The sequence below is a fragment of the Pseudomonas sp. CAU 1711 genome, assembly GCF_039888625.1.
Classification (GTDB): Bacteria; Pseudomonadota; Gammaproteobacteria; order Pseudomonadales; family Pseudomonadaceae; genus Aquipseudomonas.
Genome location: NZ_JBDQQT010000007.1, coordinates 218,380 through 239,417, shown reverse-complemented (window position 1 = coordinate 239,417; position 21,038 = coordinate 218,380). Strand labels below are relative to the sequence as shown.

The window sequence follows — 21,038 nt, the reverse complement described above, 5'->3', positions numbered from 1 at the left end:
GAGCATCCGTTCCGGGTGATCAAGCGCCAGTTCGGCTACACCAAGGTGCGCTTCCGTGGCTTGGCCAAGAACACCGCGCAACTGGTGACGTTGTTTGCGCTATCGAACCTGTGGATGGTGCGCAGACATTTGCTGGCGAATGCAGGAGAGGTGCGTCTGTAATACGGAAAATGGCTGCCGCGAGGTGCTTGCGGCGGCCAGAAACACCGTAATGAGCGAGCCATCTGGTCGATTTTGACCCACTGGCCGCTTTCAAAGTTGGCGAAGGCCGAAGTCAGCCAGAAAAACCGGTCTAGTTCAGACCTTCCTTAGCGGTATCACGGCCACGGCCGGACTTTTCTTGGTTCAGGTCTGCGGCTGTTGTTCTCCCTCTCCCCCTGGGAGAGGGTCGGGGTGAGGGACTCGCCGAAACACCCTCACCTCCAGCCCCTCTCCCGGCGGGAGAGGGAGCACTTAGGACGCCTTTTACCGGGAGAACATCCAAGCAAGGGCATTGCGCAGTGTGCCCTCAGGCAAACACAAGCCAGAAAAACGCCGCGGCTCTGTAAAGAAGTCGCGGCGTTTCTTAAGTGAACAGCATGACCGCATTGGCGGGGCTCTTCATGTTGCGGATGAACTCATTCGTCCATCTGCGACTGCAGGTAGTTCTCCAGGCCGACTTTCTCGATCAGGCCGAGTTGGGTTTCCAGCCAGTCGATATGCTCTTCCTCTGACTCGAGGATGTCTTCCAGCAGCTCGCGGCTACCATAGTCGCCGACGGTTTCGCAGTAGGCGATGGCCGCCTTGAGGTCGGGCAGGGCGGCCTGTTCCAGCTTGAGGTCGCAGGCCAGCATTTCCTTGGTGTTCTCGCCGATCATCAGTTTGCCGAGGTCCTGCAGGTTGGGCAGACCCTCGAGGAACAGGATGCGCTTGATCAGCTTGTCGGCGTGCTTCATCTCGTCGATGGACTCGTGATACTCGTGCTCGCCGAGTTTCTTCAAGCCCCAGTCTTCGTACATGCGCGCATGCAGGAAGTACTGGTTGATCGCCACCAGTTCGTTACCGAGGATCTTGTTCAGATGCTGGATGACTTTCTTGTCGCCTTTCATGATTCGCCTCGAATCCGGATGGTGGTCGGTAAGCCCCGAGTCTGCGCCAGGTATTGCTCTTCGTCAAATGTAAGTGTCTGAATTATATATAAAAATAAATATAAATAAGAATGCTTAAGTTCTTCATCAAGGTAGTAAGTTATTGAATATTCTGGACAAGTTTAGGCGCCCAGGTTTAATGCGCATGGGCGTGCTGGAGAGGGAGCGAATAATGGAATTAATCGCAGTGGCCATGTCGCAACTTGGCATAAATCCACGGGGGCCTAGGCGATGAGCCTGCGTCTGGCGGCCGATGCCGTGGTGGTGCTGCACCTGGCCTTTATCCTGTTCGTGCTGTTCGGCGCTCTGGTGGTGCTGCGCTGGCCGCGTCTGGCCCTGCTGCACGTGCCGGCGGTGGCCTGGGGGGCGGCGGTGGAGCTGCTGCACCTGTATTGCCCGCTGACGCCGCTGGAGAACGAGCTGCGCCGGGCGGCCGGGGAGGCCGGCTATGCCGGCGGCTTCGTCGAGCACTATGTGATTCCGCTGATCTACCCGCCGGGGCTGACGCCGGAGCTGCAGCTGTGGCTGGGGGGGCTGGTGCTGCTGGTCAACCTGCCGGCCTATGCCTGGCTGGGCTGGCGACTGTTGCGGCGTTAGGGCCCGTCATTCAGCCGCCTGATGCAGCGCCGCGTGGCGGAGGGCCTTGGCTACACTGGCCGCAACCTCACCACAGAACAAGGCAACAAGAGTATGCAGAACCGCATGATGATCACCGGTGCCGGCTCGGGACTCGGTCGCGAGATCGCCCTGCGCTGGGCCCGCGAGGGCTGGCGTCTGGCATTGTGCGACGTCAACGAGGCCGGCCTGGCGGAGACCCTCAGGCTGGTACGCGAGGCCGGCGGCGACGGTTTCACCCAGCGCTGCGACGTGCGCGACTACAGCCAGCTGACTGCGGTGGCCCAGGCCTGCGAGGAGCGTTTCGGCGGCCTCGACGTGCTGGTCAACAATGCCGGCGTGGCGGCCGGCGGCATGTTCGCCGACCTCAGCCTGGAAGACTGGGACTGGCAGCTGTCGATCAACCTGATGGGCGTGATCAAGGGCTGCAAGGCCTTCCTGCCACTGCTGCGCGCGAGCCAGGGCAGGATCGTCAACATCGCCTCCATGGCGGCGCTGATGCAGGGACCGGCGATGAGCAACTACAACGTGGCCAAGGCCGGCGTGGTGGCGCTCTCCGAGAGCCTGCTGGTGGAGCTCAAGGCCGAGGGCGTGGGCGTGCATGTGGTCTGCCCGTCGTTCTTCCAGACCAACCTGCTGGATTCCTTCCGTGGCCCGACCCCGGAGATGAAGCAGCAGGTCGGCAAGCTGCTGGAAGGCAGCCCGATCAGCGCGGCGGACATCGCCGGCTATATCCACGACGAGATGGCCAAGGGTGAGTTCCTGATCCTGCCGCACGAGCAGGGACGCATGGCCTGGGAGCTGAAACGGCACAACCCGCAGGCGATCTACGAGGAGATGATTCAGATGTGCGAGAGGATGCGCGCCAAGCTCGGCGCGGCCTGATTGCACGGGCAAGCAAAGGGGCAGCCTAGGCTGCCCCTTTGCGGTTGCGCGCGTGTTCCCTCTCCCCAGTGGGGAGAGGGTTAGGGAGAGGGGGGGTGGCTGCACCCTCTCCCCCGGCCCCTCTCCCGCACGCGGGAGAGGGGAGGTCGCGTAGCCCGGATGCAATCCGGGCTACGGCACGATGCGGGACGAGCCTATCAGCCCGCCACCAGCACCCGGATCGCCTCCAGGCGCAGGGCCGCCTTGTCGAGGAAGGCCAGGCCGCTGTCGCGCTGCTTGCGCAGGGCCTCGATCTCGGCCGGGCGTACCGTCGGGTTGACCGCCTGCAGGGCGCTCATGCGGGCGATTTCCTCGTCCAGGGCGGCGGCGAAGCGCTGCCGCGCCTCATCCACGCGGGCGGCATGGCGCGGCTGCACCTTGGCCTCGGCGGTGCCGATCTGCTTGGCCAGCACGTCGCGCTGGGCCTGCACGAACTTGTTGGCGCTGGCCCGCGGCACGCTTTCCAGCTGGTCGTTGAGGGTGTCGAAGGCGACCTTGCCGGCCAGGTCGTTGCCGTTCGGGTCGAGCAGGCAGCGCAGTGCCACCGGCGGCAGGTAGCGCCCCAGCTGCAGCGCCTTGGGCGCCACCACCTCGCTGACGTAGAGCAGCTCGAGCAGCACGGTGCCGGGCTTGAGCGCCTTGTTCTTGATCAGCGCCACCGCGGTGTTGCCCATCGAGCCGGACAGCACCAGGTCCATGCCGCCCTGCACCATGGGGTGTTCCCAAGTGAGGAACTGCATGTCCTCGCGGGCCAGGGCCTGGTTGCGGTCGTAGGTCACGGTCACCGCCTCGTCGTCGCCGAGCGGGAAGCTGGCGTCCAGCATCTTCTCGCTGGGGCGCAGCACCAGGGCGTTCTCCGAATGGTCCTCGCTGTCGATGCCGAAGGCGTCGAACAGCTCCTCCATATAGATCGGCAGGGCGAACTGGTCGTCCTGTTCGAGGATCTCCTCGACCAGCCGCTCGCCCTCGCCGGCGCCGCCGGAGTTGAGCTCCAGCAGGCGGTCGCGGCCGCTGTGCAGCTCGCCCTCGAGGCGCTCGCGCTCGGCACGGGCCTCGCCGAGCAGGGCATTCCAGGCGCCCTCGGCGTGTTCTTCCAGCAGCGGCAGCAGGCGCGGGCCGAACTGGTGCTGCAGGGCGTTGCCGGTCGGGCAGGTGTTGAGGAAGGCGTTGAGCGCCTGGTGGTACCACTGGAACAGGCGCTCCTGCGGGCTGCCCTCCAGATAGGGCACGTGCAGCTGGATGGTGTGGCGCTGGCCGATGCGGTCGAGGCGGCCGATGCGCTGCTCCAGCAGGTCCGGGTGGGCCGGCAGGTCGAACAGCACCAGGTGGTGGCTGAACTGGAAGTTGCGGCCCTCGGAGCCGATTTCGGAGCAGATCAGCACCTGGGCGCCGAACTCCTCGTCGGCGAAGTAGGCGGCGGCGCGGTCGCGTTCGAGGATGCTCATGCCCTCGTGGAATACGGTGGCGGGAATGCCGGAACGTACGCGCAGGGCGTCTTCCAGGTCCAGGGCGGTCTCGGCATGGGCGCAGATCACCAGCACCTTGAACTTCTTGAGCATCTTCAGGGTGTCGATCAGCCAGTCCACGCGCGGGTCGAACTTCCACCAGCTCTCGTCCTCGCCCTGGGCCTGGTAGCCGACTTCCGGGTACAGCTCGGCATGCTCGCCGGGCTGCAGCTCGGCGTACTGCTCGGGGCAGGGCAGCGGGTAGGGGTGCAGCTGGCGCTCGGGGAAGCCCTGCACGGCGGCGCGGGTGTTGCGCAGCAGCACGCGGCCGGTGCCGTGGCGGTCCAGCAGCTCGCGGATCAGCCGCGCGCGGGCGCTCTCGTCGCCGCCGGCCAGGGCATCGAGCAGCGCATGGCCGGCGTCGCCGAGGAAGCCCTCGATGGCGGCGCGGGCGGCCTGGCTCAGGCTGCCCTGGTCGAGCAACTGCTGCACGGCTTCGGCCACCGGGCGGTAGTTGGCGCTCTCGGCGCGGAAGGCGTCGAGGTCGTGGAAGCGATCCGGGTCGAGCAGGCGCAGGCGCGCGAAGTGGCTCTCCAGGCCCAGCTGCTCGGGCGTGGCGGTGAGCAGCAGGACGCCAGCGATGGCGCGTGCCAGCAGCTCGACCAGGCGGTATTCGTCGCTGGCCTTCTCCGGGTGCCAGACCAGGTGGTGCGCCTCGTCGACCACCAGCAGGTCCCAGCCGGCCTCCAGCGCGGCCTGCTGGGCGCGCTCGTCGTCCTTCAGCCATTCCAGGGCGACCAGCGCCAGCTGGGTGTCTTCGAAGGGGTTGTCGGCATCGCTCTCGGCGAAGCGCTCGGCGTCGAACAGGGCCACCTGTAGGTTGAAGCGCCGGCGCATCTCCACCAGCCACTGGTGCTGCAGGTTCTCCGGCACCAGGATCAGCACCCGTGCGGCGCGGCCGCTGAGCAGCTGGCGGTGGATCACCAGGCCGGCCTCGATGGTCTTGCCCAGGCCGACCTCGTCGGCCAGCAGGACGCGCGGGGCGATGCGGTCGGCAACGATGCGGGCGATATGCAGCTGGTGGGCGATCGGCTGGGCACGGGCGCCACCCAGGCCCCACAGGTCGGACTGCAGCAGACGGCTCTGGTGCTCCAGGCTGTGGTAGCGCAGGGCGAACCAGTTCAGCGGGTCGATCTGCCCGGCGAACAGGCGGTCGCTGGCCAGGCGGAACTGGATGAAGTTGGACAGCTGGGTCTCCGGCAGGCTGTAAGGCTCATGCTGAGCGTTGAAGCCGTGGTATACCAGCAGGCCGTCGATGTCCTCGACCTCCTGCACGGTGAGCTTCCAGCCCTCGAAGTGGGTGATCTCGTCGCCCGGGGCGAAGCGCACGCGGGTCAGCGGGGCGTTGCGCAGGGCGTACTGGCGGGTCTCGCCGGTGGCCGGGTAGAGCACGGTGAGCAGGCGGCCGTCGGAGGTGAGGATGGTGCCCAGGCCGAGTTCGGCCTCGCTGTCGCTGATCCAGCGTTGCCCCGGTTGGTACTGCACGATGCCACTACTTGCCATGAAAAGCCCCAGCTGCGAAAAAAGCCGCGTATGTTAGCGGAACGCCGTGCCGAGGGCGACGTCCGCGCGAACCGATGCGTGCGTCCCGAGTCGCAAGTGTAGCGAGCGCCGCTTCAAGTTGGAGGCCACTCGGCCGACACTGGGGGTATCCAGGGAGAAACGCCGATGCTGCCGCCCATTCCACACAGCCTGGTTCCGGTCACCGCCCAGCAGGACGTGCCCAAGCCGCGCCCGGACATTCCGCCGGTCACGCCGAGCAACGAGAGCTCCAAGGAGAGCGCGGTGGAGCTGGACAAGCGCCACCCGCAGGAGGCCGAGATGCTCCTGCGCGAGGAGCAGAAGCGCCGCCAGCGCCGCGGCTACAGCGCTGAGGAGCTGGCCGAGGGCGAGGTGAGCGAGGACGACGAGACGCTGCTGGAGGAGCTGCCGCGCCAGGGCCTGTGGGTGGATGTGGAAGTCTGATCGGCGGACAATGATCGCCCAACCCCGTATTACGACCGCCGTGGACCTGTTCGCCGATACCCCCATCGCTCTGCCCGATGCCGAGCTGCAGTTCCTGCCGCACTGGCTCGATGCCGCCACCGCCCAGGCCTGGTTTCGCCAGTTGCAGGCCGAGACGCCCTGGCAGCAGCCGGAGCTGTTTATCCATGGCCGGAGCATCAGAGTGCCGCGCCTGCTGGCCTGGTACGGCGATGCCGAGGCGAGCTACCGCTATTCCGGGCTGGAGCACCGGCCGCTGCCCTGGACGCCCCTGCTGGCCGAGATTCGCGGGCGCATCGAGGCGCTGGCCGGCCAGCGCCTCAACGGCGTGCTGCTCAACTACTACCGCGACGGCGACGACTCCATGGGTTGGCACAGCGACGACGAGGCGGAGCTGGGCGCCAATCCGCTGATCGCCTCGCTCAACCTCGGCGGCACTCGGCGCTTCGATCTGCGCCGCAAGGGCGGCGGCCGCATCGTGCATTCCCTGGAACTGGTCGACGGATCGCTGCTGGTCATGCGCGGCGCGACGCAGCATCATTGGCAGCATCAGGTGGCCAAGACCCGCAAGGCGGTGGCGCCACGCATCAACCTGACCTTTCGCCTGATCCGGGGCAGAGCATGAGCGACGACAAGCTGATCGATTTCGCCGCCGAGCGCGGCAAGCGTATCCACGACCTGCACGACAGAAAGCTGGACGATATGCGCCAGGCCTTCGAGCAGGCCATGCCGCTGGCCAAGGCGAAGAAGAAGGCCAAGCCGAAGAAGAAGCGCTGACCCCTGCGGCGCCCTGTCGCGGCGCCCACCTCGCCGGACATTGATCCGGATCAATTGTCCTCCGTGCGCCTGCCCTAAGCTGGAGCCCAGCAAGACCAGGCTCCAGCGCAAAGGAGGCAGCCATGTTTCTCGACACCGTGGTTCTCGCCGGTATCGGCACAGTCGCCCTGATGCTCGCCTTCTTCGGCGGCGTCGGTTACTTCATCTGGAAGGATGCGCACAGGCAGGCCAAGGCCGGTGCCAAGGGCCGGTGAGCCTTCCGCAATCGTGCACGCAAGGCATTTGGGCGACTTCGGTCGCCCGTTTTTTGCCTGGCTTTTGTAGTGGCGAGCCCGGCTCGCGAGTTCTGCCGGGCAAGAGCGCTAGGCGCCTTCCTCTCGCGGATGGATTCGCTGCCACAGGCGAAACGCCGGCTCGGCGAGAAACAGTACGCAGACCAGGCGCAGCACCTGCAGCCCGGTGATCAGCGGCACCGACAGGGCCAGGGCCTCGGCGGTCAGGCTCAGCTCGGCGATGCCGCCGGGCATCATGCCCAGCAGCAGCGCGCGCCGGTCCAGTGCCCCCAGCCAGCCCAGGGCCAGCGCCCCCAGCGTGGCGGCGAGCATGGCCAGCAGGGTGGCCAGCAGCACCAGGGCGACGAAGCGCGGCGCGTGGCGGAAGAAGGCGCGCTGGAAGTGGCAGCCCAGGGCGCTGCCGATCAGCCACTGGCCCAACTCGCTGGTGCCGAGCGGCAGACTCAGCGGGAGGTCGAGCAGGACGGCGGCCACGCCACTGAACAGCAGCGGCGCGAGCAACCAGGGGTTAGGCTGGCCCAGGCGCTGCCAGAGCAGCGCCAGCAGCGCGCCACCGCCGAGCAGCGCTCCCAGCAGCGGCAGATCGTTATCGCCGGCGCCGTGCGCCAGGACGGGAGGCACGCCCAGCCACCACTGGAACAGCGCCGGCACGCAGAGCACCACCAGCAGCAGGCGCAGGCTCTGCCCGGCGGCCACCCGGCCGGGATCGGCGCCATTGCGCAGGCCCAGGTTGACCATTTCGCTGGCGCCGCCGGGCAGGCTGGCGAAGAAGGCGGTGGCGCGGTCGTGCCCGGCGCTGCGCAGCAGGACTATGCCGATCAGGCAGGTCAGGCTGGTGAGCAGGGCGCCGCTCAGCAGCAGGCCGCCGTGCGCGACCACCTGCTGCAGCACCACCGGGCTGAAGTGCAGGCCGATGCCGGTGCCCACCAGCCACTGTCCGGCCTTGCGCGCGCCGGGCACCTCGCGCAGGTTCAGCCCGGCCAGGCAGCGCAGCAGCAGGACCGCCAGCAAGGAGCCGACCAGCCACGGCAAAGGCCAGCCCACCAGGCTGGCCAGGACGCCGCCGGCGGCGCCGGCGACGGGGGTGAACAGCCAGTCAGGCATGTGCCAGCTGCAGCTTGCGCCGGTTGCGCCACCAGCGCAGGCCGGGCAGGGCCAGCATCAGCAGGGCCAAGGCCCAGAGGGCGATGGTGATCGGGCTGGACCAGAGGATCGCCAGGTCGCCGTTGCTGATCGACAGGGCGCGGCGCAGGTTGGATTCCATCATCTCGCCGAGGACGAAGCCCAGGATCAGCGCCGACAGCGGGAAGTCCATCTTGCGCAACAGGTAGCCGAACACGCCTAGGCCGATCATCAGCACCAGATCGAAGGTGGTGCTGTGCACGGCGTATACGCCCACCACCGAGACGACGGTGATGGCCGGCACCAGGATCCAGGTCGGCACGCTGAGCATGCGGGCGAACAGGCCGACCAGCGGGATGTTCATCGCCAGCAGAATGACGTTGCCGATGAACAGCGAGGCGATCAGGCCCCAGACCACGTCCGGTTGCTGCTCGAACAGCAGCGGGCCGGGGGTGATGTTGTACAGGGTCAGGGCGCCGATCATCACCGCGGTGGTGCCCGAGCCCGGCACGCCGAGGGTCAGCATGGGGATCAGCGAACCACAGGCCGAGGCGTTGTTGGCCGCCTCGGGGGCCGCTACGCCGCGCAGGTCGCCTGCGCCGAAACGGCCCTTGTCACCGGCCATGCGCTTCTCGCTCATGTAGGTGATGGCGCTGGCGATGGTCGCCCCGGCGCCCGGCAGCACGCCGATGACGAAGCCGGCCACGGCGCTGCGCAAGGTGGTCCACCAGACGCTGGCGAACTCCTTGAAGTTGAACAGCATGCGCCCGCCGGCCTTGACCGCCTGCTGGCCGGTGGCGGTGTGTTCGAGCATCAGCAGCACCTCGCTGACGCTGAACAGGCCGATCACCACGATGACGAACTGGATGCCGTCGGACAGGCTGACGCTGTCGAAGGTGAAGCGATACACGCCGGTGGTGGCGTCGACGCCGACCGTGGCCAGGCCCAGGCCCATCAGCGCGGCCATCAGGGTCTTGACCGGCTTGTCGCCGACCATGCCGCCCAGGCAGGCGATGGCGAACACCATCAGCATGAAATACTCGGCCGGGCCGAAGGCCACCGCCCAGCCGGCCAGGATCGGCGCGAACAGCACCACGCCGAGGGTGGCGACGGTGCTGCCGATGAACGAACTCATGGCCGACAGCGACAGGGCGATGCCGCCCTTGCCCTGGCGTGCCAGCGGGTAGCCGTCGAGGGTGGTCATGATCGCCGCGGCATCGCCCGGCACATTGAGCAGGATGGCGGAGATGCGCCCGCCGTACTCGCAGCCCAGGTACACGGCGGCCAGCAGGATCAGCGCAGTCTCCGGCGGCAGGCCGAGGGCGAAGGCCAGCGGCAGCAGGATGGCCACCCCGTTGATCGGTCCCAGACCCGGCAGCAGACCGACCACGGTGCCAACGAAGGCGCCGAACAGCGCCACCAGCAGGTTGGTCGGCCGGGTGGCGACGTCGAAGCCCTGCATCAAGAAATTCAGCGTTTCCATCTCAGCTCTCCAGGAAAGCGGCGAACAGGCCGAGCGGCAGCGGCACGTCCAGCAGATAGTCGAACAGCAGGTACAGCAGCCCGCCCATCAGGGCGCCGCTGAGGGCGCTGGGCAGCGGGCGGCCGCCGAACAGCAGGCCGAGGGCGAAGCCGGCCAGGGCGGTGCTGAGGATGAAGCCCAGTGACTCGAACAGCAGGGCATAGGCGAGCAGGGCGGCGACGCACAAGCCGACCCGGAGTGCCAGGGGCCAGGAGATAGGCGGGGTCGGCTCGTCGCTGGGCTTGCACAGCAGCCACAGGGCCGCGGCGGCCATCAGGGTCAACAGCAGCAGCGGGTAGGCGCGCGGGCCGACCGGGTCATACGAGAAGGGCGCCTGGAAGCCCCAGGCGATCACGGCGAGAAAGGCGCAGACGAGCAGCCACACCGCGGCAAACAGGCGGACGTACATGGTGGTATTCCTGAGTAGGCATGATCGTTCCCCTCTCCCCTCGGGAGAGGGGCCAGGGGTGAGGGAGGTAGTGCCCCTCACCCGGCCCTGTGGGCCACCCTCTCCCGGGGGAGAGGGAAGTCCCTACTACTGCACCAGACCGAACTCGCCGGCCAGGGCCTTGTAGTCCTGCACCTGCTTGAGTACGTAGGCCTTCAGCTCGTCGCCAGTCATGTTCAGCGGGAACAGGTCGCGCTGCTCGCGCAGCTTGGCGAACTCCGGGCTGGCCAGCAGGCTGTCGAACTGGCCCTTCCACCAGGCGTAGTCTTCATCGCTGACCTCCGGGCCCATGTAGAAGCCGCGGATCACCGGCCAACTGATGTCGTAGCCCTGCTCCCTGGCGGTGGGGATGCTCGCCAGCTTGCCCGGCAGGCGCTGCTCGGAGAGCACCGCGAGGATGCGGATCTTGTCCGCCGCCAGCTGCGGGGTGACTTCGCCGAGGCCGCTGGAGGTGACCTGCACATGGCCGCCGAGCATGGCGGTGAGGGTTTCGCCACCGCCTTCGAAGGCCACGTAGCGCAGCTTCTGCGGGTCGATGCCGGCGGCGCGGGCGATCAGCGCGGTCTGCATCCAGTCCTGGCCACCGATGGTGGCGCCGGCGCCGAAAACGATGCTGCCGGGGTCTTTCTTCAGCGCCTGGACCAGCTCGTCGAGGCTCTGGTAGGGCGAGTCGGCGCGCACGCTGATGGCGCCGTAGTCGGTGCCGATGCCGGCCAGCCAGCGCACGGCGTTTTCGTCGTAGCGACCGAACTTGCCCTGGGCCAGGTTGAGCAGGGAGCCGGAGGAGAAGGCGGTGATGGTCCCGGCCTCTTTCGGCCGCTGCGCCACCACGGCGTTGTAGGCGACGGCGCCGACACCGCCGGGCATGTAGGTGACGCGCATCGGCGCCTGCAGCAGGCCGTTATCCTTGAGGCCGCTCTGGGCCAGTTTGCAGGTCAGGTCGAAGCCGCCGCCGGGCTTGGCCGGGGCGATGCATTCGGGGCGCTTGGGTTCGGCCAGCAGTTGGCCGGACAGGGCCAGGGTGGCGCAGGCGAGGGCGATGCGGGACAGGGCAGTTTTCATCGTGGGTCTCCCGTGGAGTCTTATTGTGGCTTACCAGATCGGCAGGCTGTAGCCGACGATCAGGCGGTTCTCGTCCGCATCGCGGGCGAAGCTGGAGCGGAAGCTGGCATTGCGCATGCGTACGTAGAGGTCCTTGAGCGGGCCGGACTGCACCACGTACTTGAACTCGATGTCGCGCTCCCACTCGCGGCCTTCTTCCGTGCTGCCGGCCACCCGGGCGTCGTCGCCCTTGATGTAGCGGGTCAGGAAGCTCAGGCCGGGCAGGCCGAGGGCGGCGAAGTTGTAGTCGTAGCGGGCCTGCCAGGAGCGCTCGTCGGCGTTGGCGAAGTCGTTGATCTGCACGAAGTTGACCAGGAAGGGGTCACTGCCATCGATGTAGGCGAAGCCGGTGTCGCCGCTCATCTGCTGGTAGCCGAGGCTGAACTTGTGGCCGCTGTGGGCATAGCCGAGCATGCCGTTCCAGGCGCGGTTGTCGATCGTGCCGGCCTTGGCCGAGCCGCTGTCGTCGCTGATCGACACTCGCAGGTCGGCGCTCAGGGTGCCGCCGCCCAGCGCATGGCTGGTCAGCAGGCCGAGGAAGTGCTGGCGGTAGATGTCTTCGACGTCGGCATAGTAGTAGCGGCCGGTCAGGCCCTTGGCGAACTGGTAGTCGATGCCGGCCAGGTCCATGTGATCGGCCGTCACGCCGCTGGCGAAGCGCTTGTTCTTGCTGTTGAGGAGCAGCTCCTCGGAGTTGGTCGAGGCGCGGTCGATCACCTTGTCCAGGCGCCCGCCGATAAAGCTCAGGTCGTCGATCTCGGCAGAGCTCAGCAGGCCGCCCTCGAACACCTGGGGCAGCAGGCGGCTGTCGCTGGCCTTGACCACCGGCAGCTCGGGTATATGCGAGCCGTAGCGGAACTCGCTCCGGGACACTTTCACCTTGCCGGTCAGGCCCAGGCGGCCGAACTGGTCGGGGGTGCCACCGTCGTCCTGCACCGGCAGCAGGTCGGTACCGGTGCGGCCGCCACCGGAGTCGAGCTTGACGCCGAGCATGCCGAGCGCGTCGAGGCCGAAGCCGACGCTGCCTTCGGTGTAGCCGGACTGGATGTCGAGGAGCAAGCCCTGGCCCCATTCCTCGCGCTTGTTCTGCCCGTCGCCTTCGCGGAAGTCGCGGTTCAGATAGATATTTGTGGTGCTCAGGCTGGCGCTGCTGTCTTCGACGAAGGCGGCCTGCGCCGTGGAGGCGGCTGTGGCGGCGAGAATCGCCAGGGCGAGGCGGTGTGCAGGCAATGCAATGCGCATGCAGGTGGTCTCCGATGTTGTTTTTGTCGCGCCGGTGCAACCACGCGGCCGGCGCTCTGGCGGGTGGTTCTTGCCACCCTGAGAGCGATGCTAGGAGGCGAAACTTTCGCCAGGCTTTCAGGCTGAAAGATTCCGCACGCACCCTTCACAGGGCCCGCGCGCTGGTTAAACTCGGCCGCACAACGACAAGAATGCGGAGCGACTGCCGTGCGAATCCTGCTGGTCGAAGACCATCTGCCCCTGGCCGAGAGCGTCGCCCAGGCCCTGCGCGGGGCCGGGCTGACGGTGGACGTGCTGCACGACGGGGTGGCCGCCGAGCACGCCCTGGCCTGCGAGGACTACGTCCTGGCGGTGCTGGACGTCGGCCTGCCACGGCTCGACGGCTTCGCCGTGCTGGCGCGCACCCGCGACCGCGGCAAGACCCTGCCGGTGCTGATGCTGACCGCCCGTGGCGAAGTGAAGGATCGTGTGCACGGCCTCAACCTGGGCGCTGACGATTACCTGGCCAAGCCCTTCGAGCTGTCCGAGCTGGAGGCGCGGGTCAAGGCCCTGCTGCGCCGCAGCGTGCTCGGCGGCGAGCAGCAGCAGCGCTGCGGCGCGCTGCTTTACGACCTGGGCACGCGGCGCTTCAGCCTGAACCAGCAGCCGCTCAACCTGACCTCGCGCGAGCAGGCCGTGCTGGAGGCGCTGATCGCCCGCCCGGGGCGGGTGATGAGCAAGGAGCAGCTGGCCGACCAGGTGTTCGGCCTGGACGAGGAGGCCAGTCCGGACGCCATCGAGATCTACGTCCATCGCCTGCGCAAGAAGCTGGAAGGCGGTAGCGTGCGCATCGTCACCTTCCGTGGCCTGGGCTACCTGCTGGAGGCGAGTGGTGACTGAGGGGCGTGCCGGCAGTCTGCGCGGCCGTCTGCTGCGCCGGCTGGCGATACTGCTGGCCATCCCGCTGCTGATCGGCAGCCTGAGCGCCTACTGGAACGGCCGCGCCGCCGCCGACGCCGCCTACGACCGCACCCTGCTGGCCTCGGCGCGGGCCATCGCCGATGGCCTGTATACCGAGGACGGCAGGTTGCGCGCCGACGTGCCCTATGTGGCGCTGGACCCCTTCGCCTACGATCTGCAGGGGCGCATCTTCTACCAGGTCGGCGATCTGCAGGGGCAGCTGGTGTCCGGCTATGCCGACCTGCCGCCGCCGCCGCCGGGCACTCCGCGCACCGACGACTATCCGGCCCTGGCGAGCTTCTACGACGGCGAGTACCAGGGCGTCGGCGTGCGCCTGGTCAGCCTGCTGCAGCCGGTCAGCGAGCCGGGGATGAACGGCATGGCGGAGATTCGCGTGGCCGAGAGCGACGTGGCGCGCGAACGCATGGCGCGTGGCCTGCTGCTCGACACCCTGTGGCGCATGGGCCTGCTGGCGCTGATCACCCTGGCCCTGGTGTGGCTGGCGGTGAGCGCCGCGTTGCGCCCGCTGGAGCGCCTGCGCGCGGCCGTCGAGGAGCGCCAGCCGGACGATCTGCGCCCGCTGCCGCTGGTCGAGGTGCAGGACGAGCTGCACCCGCTGGTGGCCTCGCTCAATCACTTCACCGAGCGCCTGCGCCAGCAGTTCGAGCGCCAGGCGCAGTTCATCGCCGATGCCTCCCACGAGCTGCGCACGCCGCTGGCGGCACTCAAGGCGCGCATCGAGCTGGGCCTGCGCGAGCGCGAGCCGGCGCTGTGGCATGCCACGCTGGAGAAGGCGGCGCAGAGCACCGACCGCCTGACCCACCTGGCCAACCAGCTGCTCTCGCTGGCGCGCATCGAGCGCGCCGCCCGCGCCATCGCCGAGGGCGGCGCGCAGCGGGTGGAATTGGCGGCGCTGGTGCGCGAGCTGGCTATGGCGCTGGCCCCGCTGGCGCATCAGCGCGGCGTCGCCCTGGCCCTGGAGGCCGAGGAGGGGGTGTGTATCCAGGGCGAGCCGACCCTGCTCAACGAGCTGGTCTACAACCTGGTGGACAACGCCCTGGCGCATACCCCGCCGGGCGGCAATCTGATCCTGCGGGTCATGGCGCCGGCCGCGCTGGAGGTGGAGGACGACGGTTCCGGCATTCCGGTCGAGGAGCGTGAACGAGTGTTCGAGCGCTTCTACCGGCGCAACCCGCAGGGCGGCGGCGCCGGACTGGGCCTGGCCATAGTCGGTGATATCTGCCGTGCCCACCTGGCGCAGATCGGCCTGCACGAGGGGACTGGCGGCGGCCTGCGGGTGCGAGTGGATTTCCCCGGAGTTAGGGCACCAGACTGATGGGTTGCTGGATCTCCAGCAGATACTGGGACACCTTGCCGCTGTCGCGCAGGGCCTTGAGGCCGCGATTGAATAGCTCCATGCGCTCGGCGTTGCCGGCCACCTTCCTCGATAGCAGCAAGTGCAGGCTGTCGCTGCGCAGCGGCAGCGGGTGGAAGGACAGCTGGGCGCGCTCTTCACGGCTGAACTTGCTGTACAGCATGTCGAAGGCCACCACCTTGTCCATCGGGAACACGTCGAGACGGCCGGCCAGCAGCATGCGCATGCCCTGTTCCTCGCTGCTCAGGCGGCGAACCTGGATCAGGCCGTCACGCTCGGCCTGTTGGAAGCTCTCGCCGTAGTCGTAGTCGATGGCGCCGCCGATGCGCAGCGGCGCCAGGTCGCCGACCTGGCGCCAGTCGAAGGCCTTGTCCTTGTGGTGGAACAGGTAGTAGCCGCTCTCCACCACGGGGTCGCTGATGAAGAAGGCCTGCTCGCGCTCCGGGCTGCGCAGCCACACGGCGCTGCCGTCGCTCTTGCCGCGCTCGGCGCTGCGCAGGGCGCGGGCCCAGGGGTAGAACTCCCAGTGCACGCGCACGCCCTCCAGGGCGAAGGCCTCCTCGACTATGCGCGAGGCGACGCCGTGATGGGGCAGGTTCTGGCCGAGGTAGGGGCTCCACTCGCCGTTGGTCAGGCGCACTTCGTCGGCGGCCGTGGCGTGCGTCGCCACGGCGAGGGGCAGCAGCAGAGCGAAGAGTAACGACTGCAGGCGCATGGCACGCTTCCTTACCCGGGGCCATGCGGGGCGGGGCCGAGTCCTTCGGCGCCGCGGCGTACGGCCTGGATCGCCGCCCGGCGTGGTCCGGGCATGCTTGCAGTCTAGTCGTGATGTATGCGTGCTGTCGCGGGTTATTGCAGCATGCTGGCGGCGGCCTCCATGGCCGCCGAGAGGTCCTCGTCGGCCTGCATGTCGACGTTGGGATCGAGGCCGAGCTTGGCGAAGGCCGGGATCTTGCTCCAGTCCAGCTGGGTGTAGGGGTGCTCGCTGCCCAGGTAGCTCTGCAGGGTGGCGACCTGAACGATGTCCACATAGTCGGCCTTGGCCGAGTCGCGGGTGAAGTCCAGGTGCTGGCTCGGCACTATGGCGATCGGCTCGGGGAACTCCCAGGCGCGCAGGATCTTTTCGCCGATGATCGGGTGAATCTTCTCGATCACATGGTTGAGGCTGATGGAGTCGGCCAGCAGGGCGTTGTTCTCTTCGGCGTAGGTGAGGATCGGCAGCACGCCGATCTGGTGCACCAGGCCGGCGAGGGTGGCCTGGTCGGGCATCAGCTTGGTGTAGTGGCGGCACAGGACGTGGCAGATGCCGGCGATTTCCGTGCTCTTGTTCCAGACTTCGCGCATCTTGCGGTCGACCACGTCGCTGGTGGCCTGGAACATCTGCTCCATGGCCAGGCCGGTGGCCAGGTTGCAGGTGTAGTTGATGCCCAGGCGGTTGACGGCCATCTGGATATCGGTGATTTCCTTGCTGGTGCGCAGCAGCGGGCTGTTCACCACCTTGATGATGCGCGCGGTCAGCGCCGCGTCGTTGCCTATCACTTTGCTCAGGGCGGGAATGCTGACGTTGGGGTCTTCGGCCGCCTCGCGCACCTTGAGCGCCACTTCCGGCAGGGTCGGCAGGACCAGCTCGTCGTTGTCGATGGCCCGGATCAGTTCTTCTTGGACTTTCTCGGCAAGCTTGCTCATTTTGCTTCTCTGCTTGGGCGACCACCTCAGTTTAGGCGGCGCTGCGAATCGATTCTCGGATGCCTGTTTTTACCGTGTTTTGCCCCGGCCACGCATCCGCTTTTTCTTCTAGCGCTGGATTTCGCGATCGGCGTCCAGGTTGTAAGGCAGGTCGAGCAGGCTCAGCGCCGGGCCCTCGGCGCTGCCGAGGCGGATGCGGCCATCGGCCGCGGCATCTTCCTGCAGCACGGCCAGCAGTTCCACGCCGCTCTCCGCGCGTGCGGCCAGCACCACCTCGCCGACGCTGGAGCCATGCACCGGGGAGAACAGCTCGGTGCTCGCCGCCGGCGGCTCGTCGCCGGCCAGGGCCAGGCGCTGCAGGCGGCGCTTGAGTTTGCCCAGGTACTGCATGCGCGCGACGATTTCCTGGCCGGTGTAGCAGCCCTTCTTGAAGCTGACCCCGCCCAGCGCCTGCAGGTTGATCATCTGCGGGATGAACAGCTCGCGGGTGGCGCCGAACACCTGGCCGATGCCGGCGCGCACCTGGCCGAGCAGCCAGTCGTTGAGCGGGGCCTCGGGCAGCCGGGTGGCCAGTTGCGCGCGCAGGTCGTCGGCCTGGGCACGCGGGGCCCAGAGCTCGGCGCGCCCGCCGGGCAGGCGGATGGCGATCAGATCGTCCGCGCGGGCCATGGCGTCGGCCTGGGTCGGCAGCTCCAGGCCCAGGGCCAGGAGGGTGGCGTCGCCGCCGGCCAGGCCGAAGCGCGCCCAGGCGGCGGATTCGTCGGCCAGGGCCGACTTGGAGAACACCGCGTACTTCTTCAGGTCGCTCAGCTGCGCGTCGAGCAGTTCGGCGGCCATGGCCAGCAGGTAGCCGTCGCCGTCCTGGACGATGCGGAAGCTGGAGGTCATGCGGCCCTTGGGGGTGCAGCGCGCGCCCAGGCTGGAGGTGTTGGCGCCCAGGTAGTTGAGGTTGCAGGTGAGCTGGCCCTGGAGGAACTTGGCGGCGTCCGGGCCGCGCACGGCGAGCAGGGCTTCGTGGTCGAGCGGGGTGAAGAAGGCGAGATCGGCCATGGGGATCGCAGGTAGAAGAGTCCGGGGCGTCATCATAGAGGCCGCTCGTCGCCTTGTCAGCGGGTGCCGAGTGCGGGCGGCGCCGTTATACTGCGCGTCTTCTCAAAGGAGCCGATGCATGGCCGACGATATCGAACTGAAGCGACTCTTCTGGCACAGCCGCCGCGGCATGCTGGAGCTGGACGTGCTGCTGGTGCCCTTCGTGCAGGAGGTCTACCCCGGCCTGGACGCCGAGGACCAGGCGCGCTACCGCAAGCTGCTGGAGTGCGAGGACCAGGACATGTTCGGCTGGTTCATGCAGCGCGGTGAGCCGGAAGATGCGGACCTGCGCCGCATGGTTCGCATGATCCTGGACCGTGTCCAGCCCAAGTGAGCGCTTCGAGTGCCGCTGGCGGGCCTCGCGCCTGCTGCTGGCGGCCTATCTGGCGGCGCTGAGCCTGGCGCTGCTCACGCTGTTGCTCATCGACCTGCCGTTGTGGGGCGCCCTGCTCGGGACCCTCGCCTGCCTGGCGCATGCCGCCTGGGCGTTGCCGCGGCAGATACTGCTAAGTCACCCCGCGGCCTTTACCGGCCTGCGCCGCGACGAGCGGGGCTGGCAGCTGTTCAGCGCGCGTGGCGGCTGGCAGGCGGTGCAGCTCAGGCCAGACAGCCTGGCGCTACCGCTGGCGGTGGTGCTGAGTTTTCGCCTGGCCGGCGAGCGTCGGGTGCGCGGGCTGTGCATCCCGCGCGACGCGCTGCCGCGGGATCTGCACCGACGCCTGCGCGTGCGCCTGAAGTTCAGCCGGCGTAGGTGGGCGGCGCCAGAATAGTGTCGCGGGCCTCGGGCAGCAGCCCCGGGTGGTCCAGGGTGTAGTGCAGGCCGCGGCTCTCGCGGCGCAGCATGGCCGACTCGATCATCAGTTCGGCGACCTGGGCCAGGTTGCGCAGCTCGATCAGGTCGCGGCTGACCTTGTAGTTGGAGTAGAACTCGTCGATCTCGTCCAGCAGCAGGCGCACCCGGTGCCGGGCACGCTGCAGGCGCTTGTCGGTACGCACGATGCCGACGTAGTCCCACATGAAGCGCCGCAGTTCGTCCCAGTTGTGCGCGATGATCACGTCCTCGTCCGAGTCGGTGACCTGGCTGGCGTCCCAGTCGGGCAGGGAGGCGGGCAGTCGCACCCGGTCGAGTTGGGCGAGGATGTCCTCGGCGGCCGCGCGGGCGTAGACGAAGCACTCCAGTAGCGAGTTGCTGGCCATGCGGTTGGCGCCGTGCAGGCCGGTGAAGCTGGTCTCGCCTATGGCGTACAGGCCCGGCACGTCGCTGCGGCCGTGGCGGTCGACCACCACGCCGCCGCAGGTGTAGTGCGCGGCCGGCACCACCGGAATGGGCTGGCGGGTGATGTCGATACCGAACTGCAGGCAGCGCTCGTACACGGTGGGGAAGTGCGACTTCACGAACTCGGCCGGCTTGTGGCTGATGTCCAGGTATACGCAGTCCACGCCCAGGCGCTTCATCTCGTGGTCGATGGCGCGGGCGACTATGTCGCGCGGGGCCAGCTCGCCGCGCGGGTCGAAGCGCTCCATGAAGCGCTCGCCATTCGGCAGCTTGAGGTGCGCGCCTTCGCCGCGCAGCGCCTCGGTGATCAGGAAGCTCTTGGCCTGTGGGTGGTACAGGCAGGTCGGGTGGAACTGGTTGAATTCCAGGTTGCCGACCCGACAGCCGGCGCGCCAGGCCATGGCGATGCCGTCGCCGCTGGCGCCGTCCGGGTTGCTGGTATAGAGGTAGACCTTGGCCGCGCCGCCGGTGGCCAGCACCACGAAGCGCGCGCGATAGGTGTCCACCTCGCCGCTGGCGCGGTTCAGCACGTAGGCACCGACGCAGCGCTGGCCGGGCAGGCCGAGCTTGCGCTCGGTGATCAGGTCGACCGCCACCCGCTGCTCCTGCAGCTCGATGTTCGGCCGCTGGCGAGTCTGCTGCAGCAAGGTGTTGAAGATGGCTGCGCCGGTGGCGTCGGCGGCGTGGATGATGCGCCTGTGGCTGTGGCCACCCTCGCGGGTGAGGTGGAACTCGAAGCCGCCGTCCTCGCGGTCCTGTTCCTCGTCGCGGGTGAAGGGCACGCCCTGTTCGATCAGCCACTGGATGGCCTCGCGGCTATGCTCCACGGTGAAGCGCACGGCGTCCTCGCGGCACAGGCCGCCGCCGGCATTGAGGGTGTCGGCGACGTGCGACTCCACGGTGTCGGCGTCGTCCAGCACCGCCGCCACGCCGCCCTGGGCCCAGTAGGTGGAGCCGTTGGCCAGATCGCCCTTGCTCAGCACGGCGATGCGCAGGTGCTCGGGCAGGGTCAGGGCCAGGGTCAGGCCGGCCGCACCGCTGCCGATGACCAGGACGTCGTGTTGATAGTGTTGGCTCATCTACTGCTGATTCCGCGAATGGGGGCGGGGGAAGCCGCAGTGCCTAGTATATAGAGGGGGTGGGCGGCACAATAGCTTGCTTATGACCCAGGAAAACTTCCGGGAACTTTCTTAGTCGTTCGGGTTCCATAACGAGTCACCGAGCCATCTCGGGCAACAGATTACAGGCATCGGGCGTCGATCCCGCTGCGGTGCTTCGTGCGGGTTGAGGTCAGCCGTGCGAGGCTTGTTTCGGAGGGGAGAACTTTTGCAGGGCGTCCGAGTCTATCTTGGCAGACCGACTGACTGGCAGGCGCGAGGCTCCTCCGAAGATCACGAGGAGTATTCATGCTAGCCCAGGAAGACGATCAGCGGCTGGTCGAACGAGTGCAGCGCGGCGACAAGCGGGCCTTCGATCTGCTGGTGCTCAAGTACCAGCACAAGATTCTCGGCCTGGTCGTGCGCTTCGTGCACGACAGCCACGAGGCTCAGGATGTCGCCCAGGAAGCCTTCATCAAGGCCTATCGGGCGCTCGGCAATTTTCGTGGAGACAGCGCTTTCTACACTTGGCTGTACCGCATCGCCATCAACACGGCGAAGAACTATCTGGTCTCGCGCGGCCGTCGGCCGCCGGACAGTGATGTGAGCGCAGAGGATGCCGAGTTTTACGAGGGCGATCATGCGCTCAAGGACATCGAGTCGCCGGAGCGCGCCATGTTGCGCGATGAGATCGAGGCCACCGTGCATCGGACCATCCAGCAGCTGCCCGAGGACTTGCGTACGGCCCTGACCCTGCGGGAGTTCGACGGCCTGAGTTACGAGGACATTGCCAATGTGATGCAGTGTCCGGTCGGCACCGTGCGTTCGCGGATCTTCCGCGCGCGCGAGGCCATCGACAAAGCCCTGCAGCCCTTGCTGCGGGATGCCTGAGACAGCGGCGCTAGCCAAGAGAGGAA

The 21,038-nt window shown here is 67.7% G+C and carries 23 protein-coding genes; 12 read left to right on the top strand and 11 right to left on the bottom strand.

The window, feature by feature from the left end:
* Window positions 1–162: transposase (locus AAFN46_RS10405; protein WP_347807349.1), on the top strand; the 162-nt coding region annotated here is incomplete at its 5' end.
* A 455-nt stretch (window positions 163–617) separates the two neighbouring features.
* Here the strand turns inward: AAFN46_RS10405 and bfr are convergent.
* A complete protein-coding gene (gene bfr / locus AAFN46_RS10400; RefSeq protein WP_347808610.1) occupies window positions 618–1,088 on the bottom strand; it encodes a bacterioferritin in 471 nt (156 codons plus the stop codon).
* Between the two features lie 270 nt (window positions 1,089–1,358).
* On the opposite strand from bfr, the gene AAFN46_RS10395 reads away from it, so the two are divergent.
* Together AAFN46_RS10395 and AAFN46_RS10390 are read left to right on the top strand one after the other, a co-directional pair.
* Complete coding sequence (locus AAFN46_RS10395; RefSeq protein ID WP_347808609.1) at window positions 1,359–1,724, top strand: DUF2784 domain-containing protein; 366 nt, start codon at window positions 1,359–1,361, stop codon at window positions 1,722–1,724.
* A 93-nt stretch (window positions 1,725–1,817) separates the two neighbouring features.
* Window positions 1,818–2,627, top strand: a complete 810-nt coding sequence (locus AAFN46_RS10390; protein WP_347808608.1) for an SDR family oxidoreductase — start codon at window positions 1,818–1,820, stop codon at window positions 2,625–2,627.
* Between the two features lie 197 nt (window positions 2,628–2,824).
* On the opposite strand, the gene rapA is transcribed toward AAFN46_RS10390, so the two are convergent.
* Window positions 2,825–5,674, bottom strand: a complete 2,850-nt coding sequence (gene rapA / locus AAFN46_RS10385) for an RNA polymerase-associated protein RapA (RefSeq protein WP_347808607.1) — start codon at window positions 5,672–5,674, stop codon at window positions 2,825–2,827.
* Between the two features lie 165 nt (window positions 5,675–5,839).
* Here rapA and AAFN46_RS10380 point away from each other — a divergent pair, with 165 nt between their 5' ends.
* The 4 genes from AAFN46_RS10380 (at window position 5,840) to ccoM (ending at window position 7,185) form a co-directional block, all read left to right on the top strand.
* Window positions 5,840–6,136: an aspartate-semialdehyde dehydrogenase gene (locus tag AAFN46_RS10380; protein ID WP_347808606.1), complete on the top strand. Its 297-nt coding sequence runs from the start codon at window positions 5,840–5,842 to the stop codon at window positions 6,134–6,136.
* 40 nt (window positions 6,137–6,176) lie between these two features.
* On the top strand, window positions 6,177–6,779 hold the full coding sequence (locus tag AAFN46_RS10375; protein WP_347808616.1) for an alpha-ketoglutarate-dependent dioxygenase AlkB: 603 nt from the start codon (window positions 6,177–6,179) through the stop codon (window positions 6,777–6,779).
* Window positions 6,776–6,931 carry a hypothetical protein gene (locus tag AAFN46_RS10370; protein ID WP_347808605.1) on the top strand — a complete coding sequence of 52 codons (156 nt, stop codon included), beginning with the start codon at window positions 6,776–6,778 and terminating at the stop codon, window positions 6,929–6,931. The genes AAFN46_RS10375 and AAFN46_RS10370 overlap by 4 nt, the downstream gene beginning before the upstream one ends.
* 122 nt (window positions 6,932–7,053) lie before the next feature.
* Complete coding sequence (gene ccoM / locus AAFN46_RS10365; RefSeq protein ID WP_347808604.1) at window positions 7,054–7,185, top strand: cytochrome c oxidase subunit CcoM; 132 nt, start codon at window positions 7,054–7,056, stop codon at window positions 7,183–7,185.
* A 108-nt stretch (window positions 7,186–7,293) separates the two neighbouring features.
* On the opposite strand, the gene AAFN46_RS10360 is transcribed toward ccoM, so the two are convergent.
* The 5 genes from AAFN46_RS10360 to AAFN46_RS10340 all read right to left on the bottom strand — a co-directional run bounded on the left by AAFN46_RS10360 (window position 7,294) and on the right by AAFN46_RS10340 (window position 12,659).
* Window positions 7,294–8,328, bottom strand: coding sequence for an AbrB family transcriptional regulator (locus AAFN46_RS10360; RefSeq protein WP_347808603.1), 1,035 nt, complete (start codon window positions 8,326–8,328; stop codon window positions 7,294–7,296).
* A complete protein-coding gene (locus AAFN46_RS10355; RefSeq protein ID WP_347808602.1) occupies window positions 8,321–9,829 on the bottom strand; it encodes a tripartite tricarboxylate transporter permease in 1,509 nt (502 codons plus the stop codon). The genes AAFN46_RS10360 and AAFN46_RS10355 overlap by 8 nt, the downstream gene beginning before the upstream one ends.
* A 1-nt stretch (window position 9,830) precedes the next feature.
* Window positions 9,831–10,277 (bottom strand): tripartite tricarboxylate transporter TctB family protein, encoded by a 447-nt coding sequence (locus tag AAFN46_RS10350; protein WP_347808601.1) that lies wholly within the window; start codon window positions 10,275–10,277, stop codon window positions 9,831–9,833.
* A gap of 126 nt (window positions 10,278–10,403) precedes the next feature.
* Entirely contained in the window at window positions 10,404–11,378 is a 975-nt protein-coding gene (locus tag AAFN46_RS10345) for a tripartite tricarboxylate transporter substrate binding protein (protein WP_347808600.1), read from the bottom strand.
* A gap of 30 nt (window positions 11,379–11,408) precedes the next feature.
* The gene (locus tag AAFN46_RS10340; protein ID WP_347808599.1) at window positions 11,409–12,659 is read right to left on the bottom strand and encodes an OprD family porin; all 1,251 of its coding nucleotides are present in this window, start codon (window positions 12,657–12,659) and stop codon (window positions 11,409–11,411) included.
* 207 nt (window positions 12,660–12,866) lie between these two features.
* On the opposite strand from AAFN46_RS10340, the gene AAFN46_RS10335 reads away from it, so the two are divergent.
* Both AAFN46_RS10335 and AAFN46_RS10330 read left to right on the top strand, forming a co-directional pair.
* Window positions 12,867–13,538: a response regulator gene (locus tag AAFN46_RS10335; protein ID WP_347808598.1), complete on the top strand. Its 672-nt coding sequence runs from the start codon at window positions 12,867–12,869 to the stop codon at window positions 13,536–13,538.
* Entirely contained in the window at window positions 13,531–14,934 is a 1,404-nt protein-coding gene (locus AAFN46_RS10330; protein WP_347808597.1) for a sensor histidine kinase N-terminal domain-containing protein, read from the top strand. Before AAFN46_RS10335 ends, AAFN46_RS10330 begins: the two co-directional genes overlap by 8 nt.
* Here the strand turns inward: AAFN46_RS10330 and AAFN46_RS10325 are convergent.
* From AAFN46_RS10325 to AAFN46_RS10315, 3 genes are all read right to left on the bottom strand, one after another.
* Window positions 14,918–15,688 (bottom strand): transporter substrate-binding domain-containing protein, encoded by a 771-nt coding sequence (locus AAFN46_RS10325; RefSeq protein WP_347808596.1) that lies wholly within the window; start codon window positions 15,686–15,688, stop codon window positions 14,918–14,920. The genes AAFN46_RS10330 and AAFN46_RS10325 overlap by 17 nt on opposite strands.
* Before the next feature lie 134 nt (window positions 15,689–15,822).
* A complete protein-coding gene (locus AAFN46_RS10320; RefSeq protein ID WP_347808595.1) occupies window positions 15,823–16,659 on the bottom strand; it encodes an HDOD domain-containing protein in 837 nt (278 codons plus the stop codon).
* Between the two features lie 108 nt (window positions 16,660–16,767).
* On the bottom strand, window positions 16,768–17,709 hold the full coding sequence (locus tag AAFN46_RS10315; protein WP_347808594.1) for a folate-binding protein YgfZ: 942 nt from the start codon (window positions 17,707–17,709) through the stop codon (window positions 16,768–16,770).
* 118 nt (window positions 17,710–17,827) lie between these two features.
* Here AAFN46_RS10315 and AAFN46_RS10310 point away from each other — a divergent pair, with 118 nt between their 5' ends.
* Together AAFN46_RS10310 and AAFN46_RS10305 are read left to right on the top strand one after the other, a co-directional pair.
* Window positions 17,828–18,082, top strand: coding sequence for a succinate dehydrogenase assembly factor 2 (locus tag AAFN46_RS10310; protein WP_347808593.1), 255 nt, complete (start codon window positions 17,828–17,830; stop codon window positions 18,080–18,082).
* Window positions 18,066–18,518 (top strand): protein YgfX, encoded by a 453-nt coding sequence (locus tag AAFN46_RS10305; protein ID WP_347808592.1) that lies wholly within the window; start codon window positions 18,066–18,068, stop codon window positions 18,516–18,518. Before AAFN46_RS10310 ends, AAFN46_RS10305 begins: the two co-directional genes overlap by 17 nt.
* Here AAFN46_RS10305 and nadB read toward each other — a convergent pair.
* The gene (gene nadB / locus AAFN46_RS10300) at window positions 18,487–20,103 is read right to left on the bottom strand and encodes an L-aspartate oxidase (RefSeq protein ID WP_347808591.1); all 1,617 of its coding nucleotides are present in this window, start codon (window positions 20,101–20,103) and stop codon (window positions 18,487–18,489) included. The genes AAFN46_RS10305 and nadB overlap by 32 nt on opposite strands.
* A gap of 327 nt (window positions 20,104–20,430) precedes the next feature.
* Here nadB and rpoE point away from each other — a divergent pair, with 327 nt between their 5' ends.
* Entirely contained in the window at window positions 20,431–21,012 is a 582-nt protein-coding gene (gene rpoE, locus AAFN46_RS10295) for an RNA polymerase sigma factor RpoE (RefSeq protein WP_347808590.1), read from the top strand.
* The last annotated feature ends 26 nt before the right edge of the window (window positions 21,013–21,038 follow it).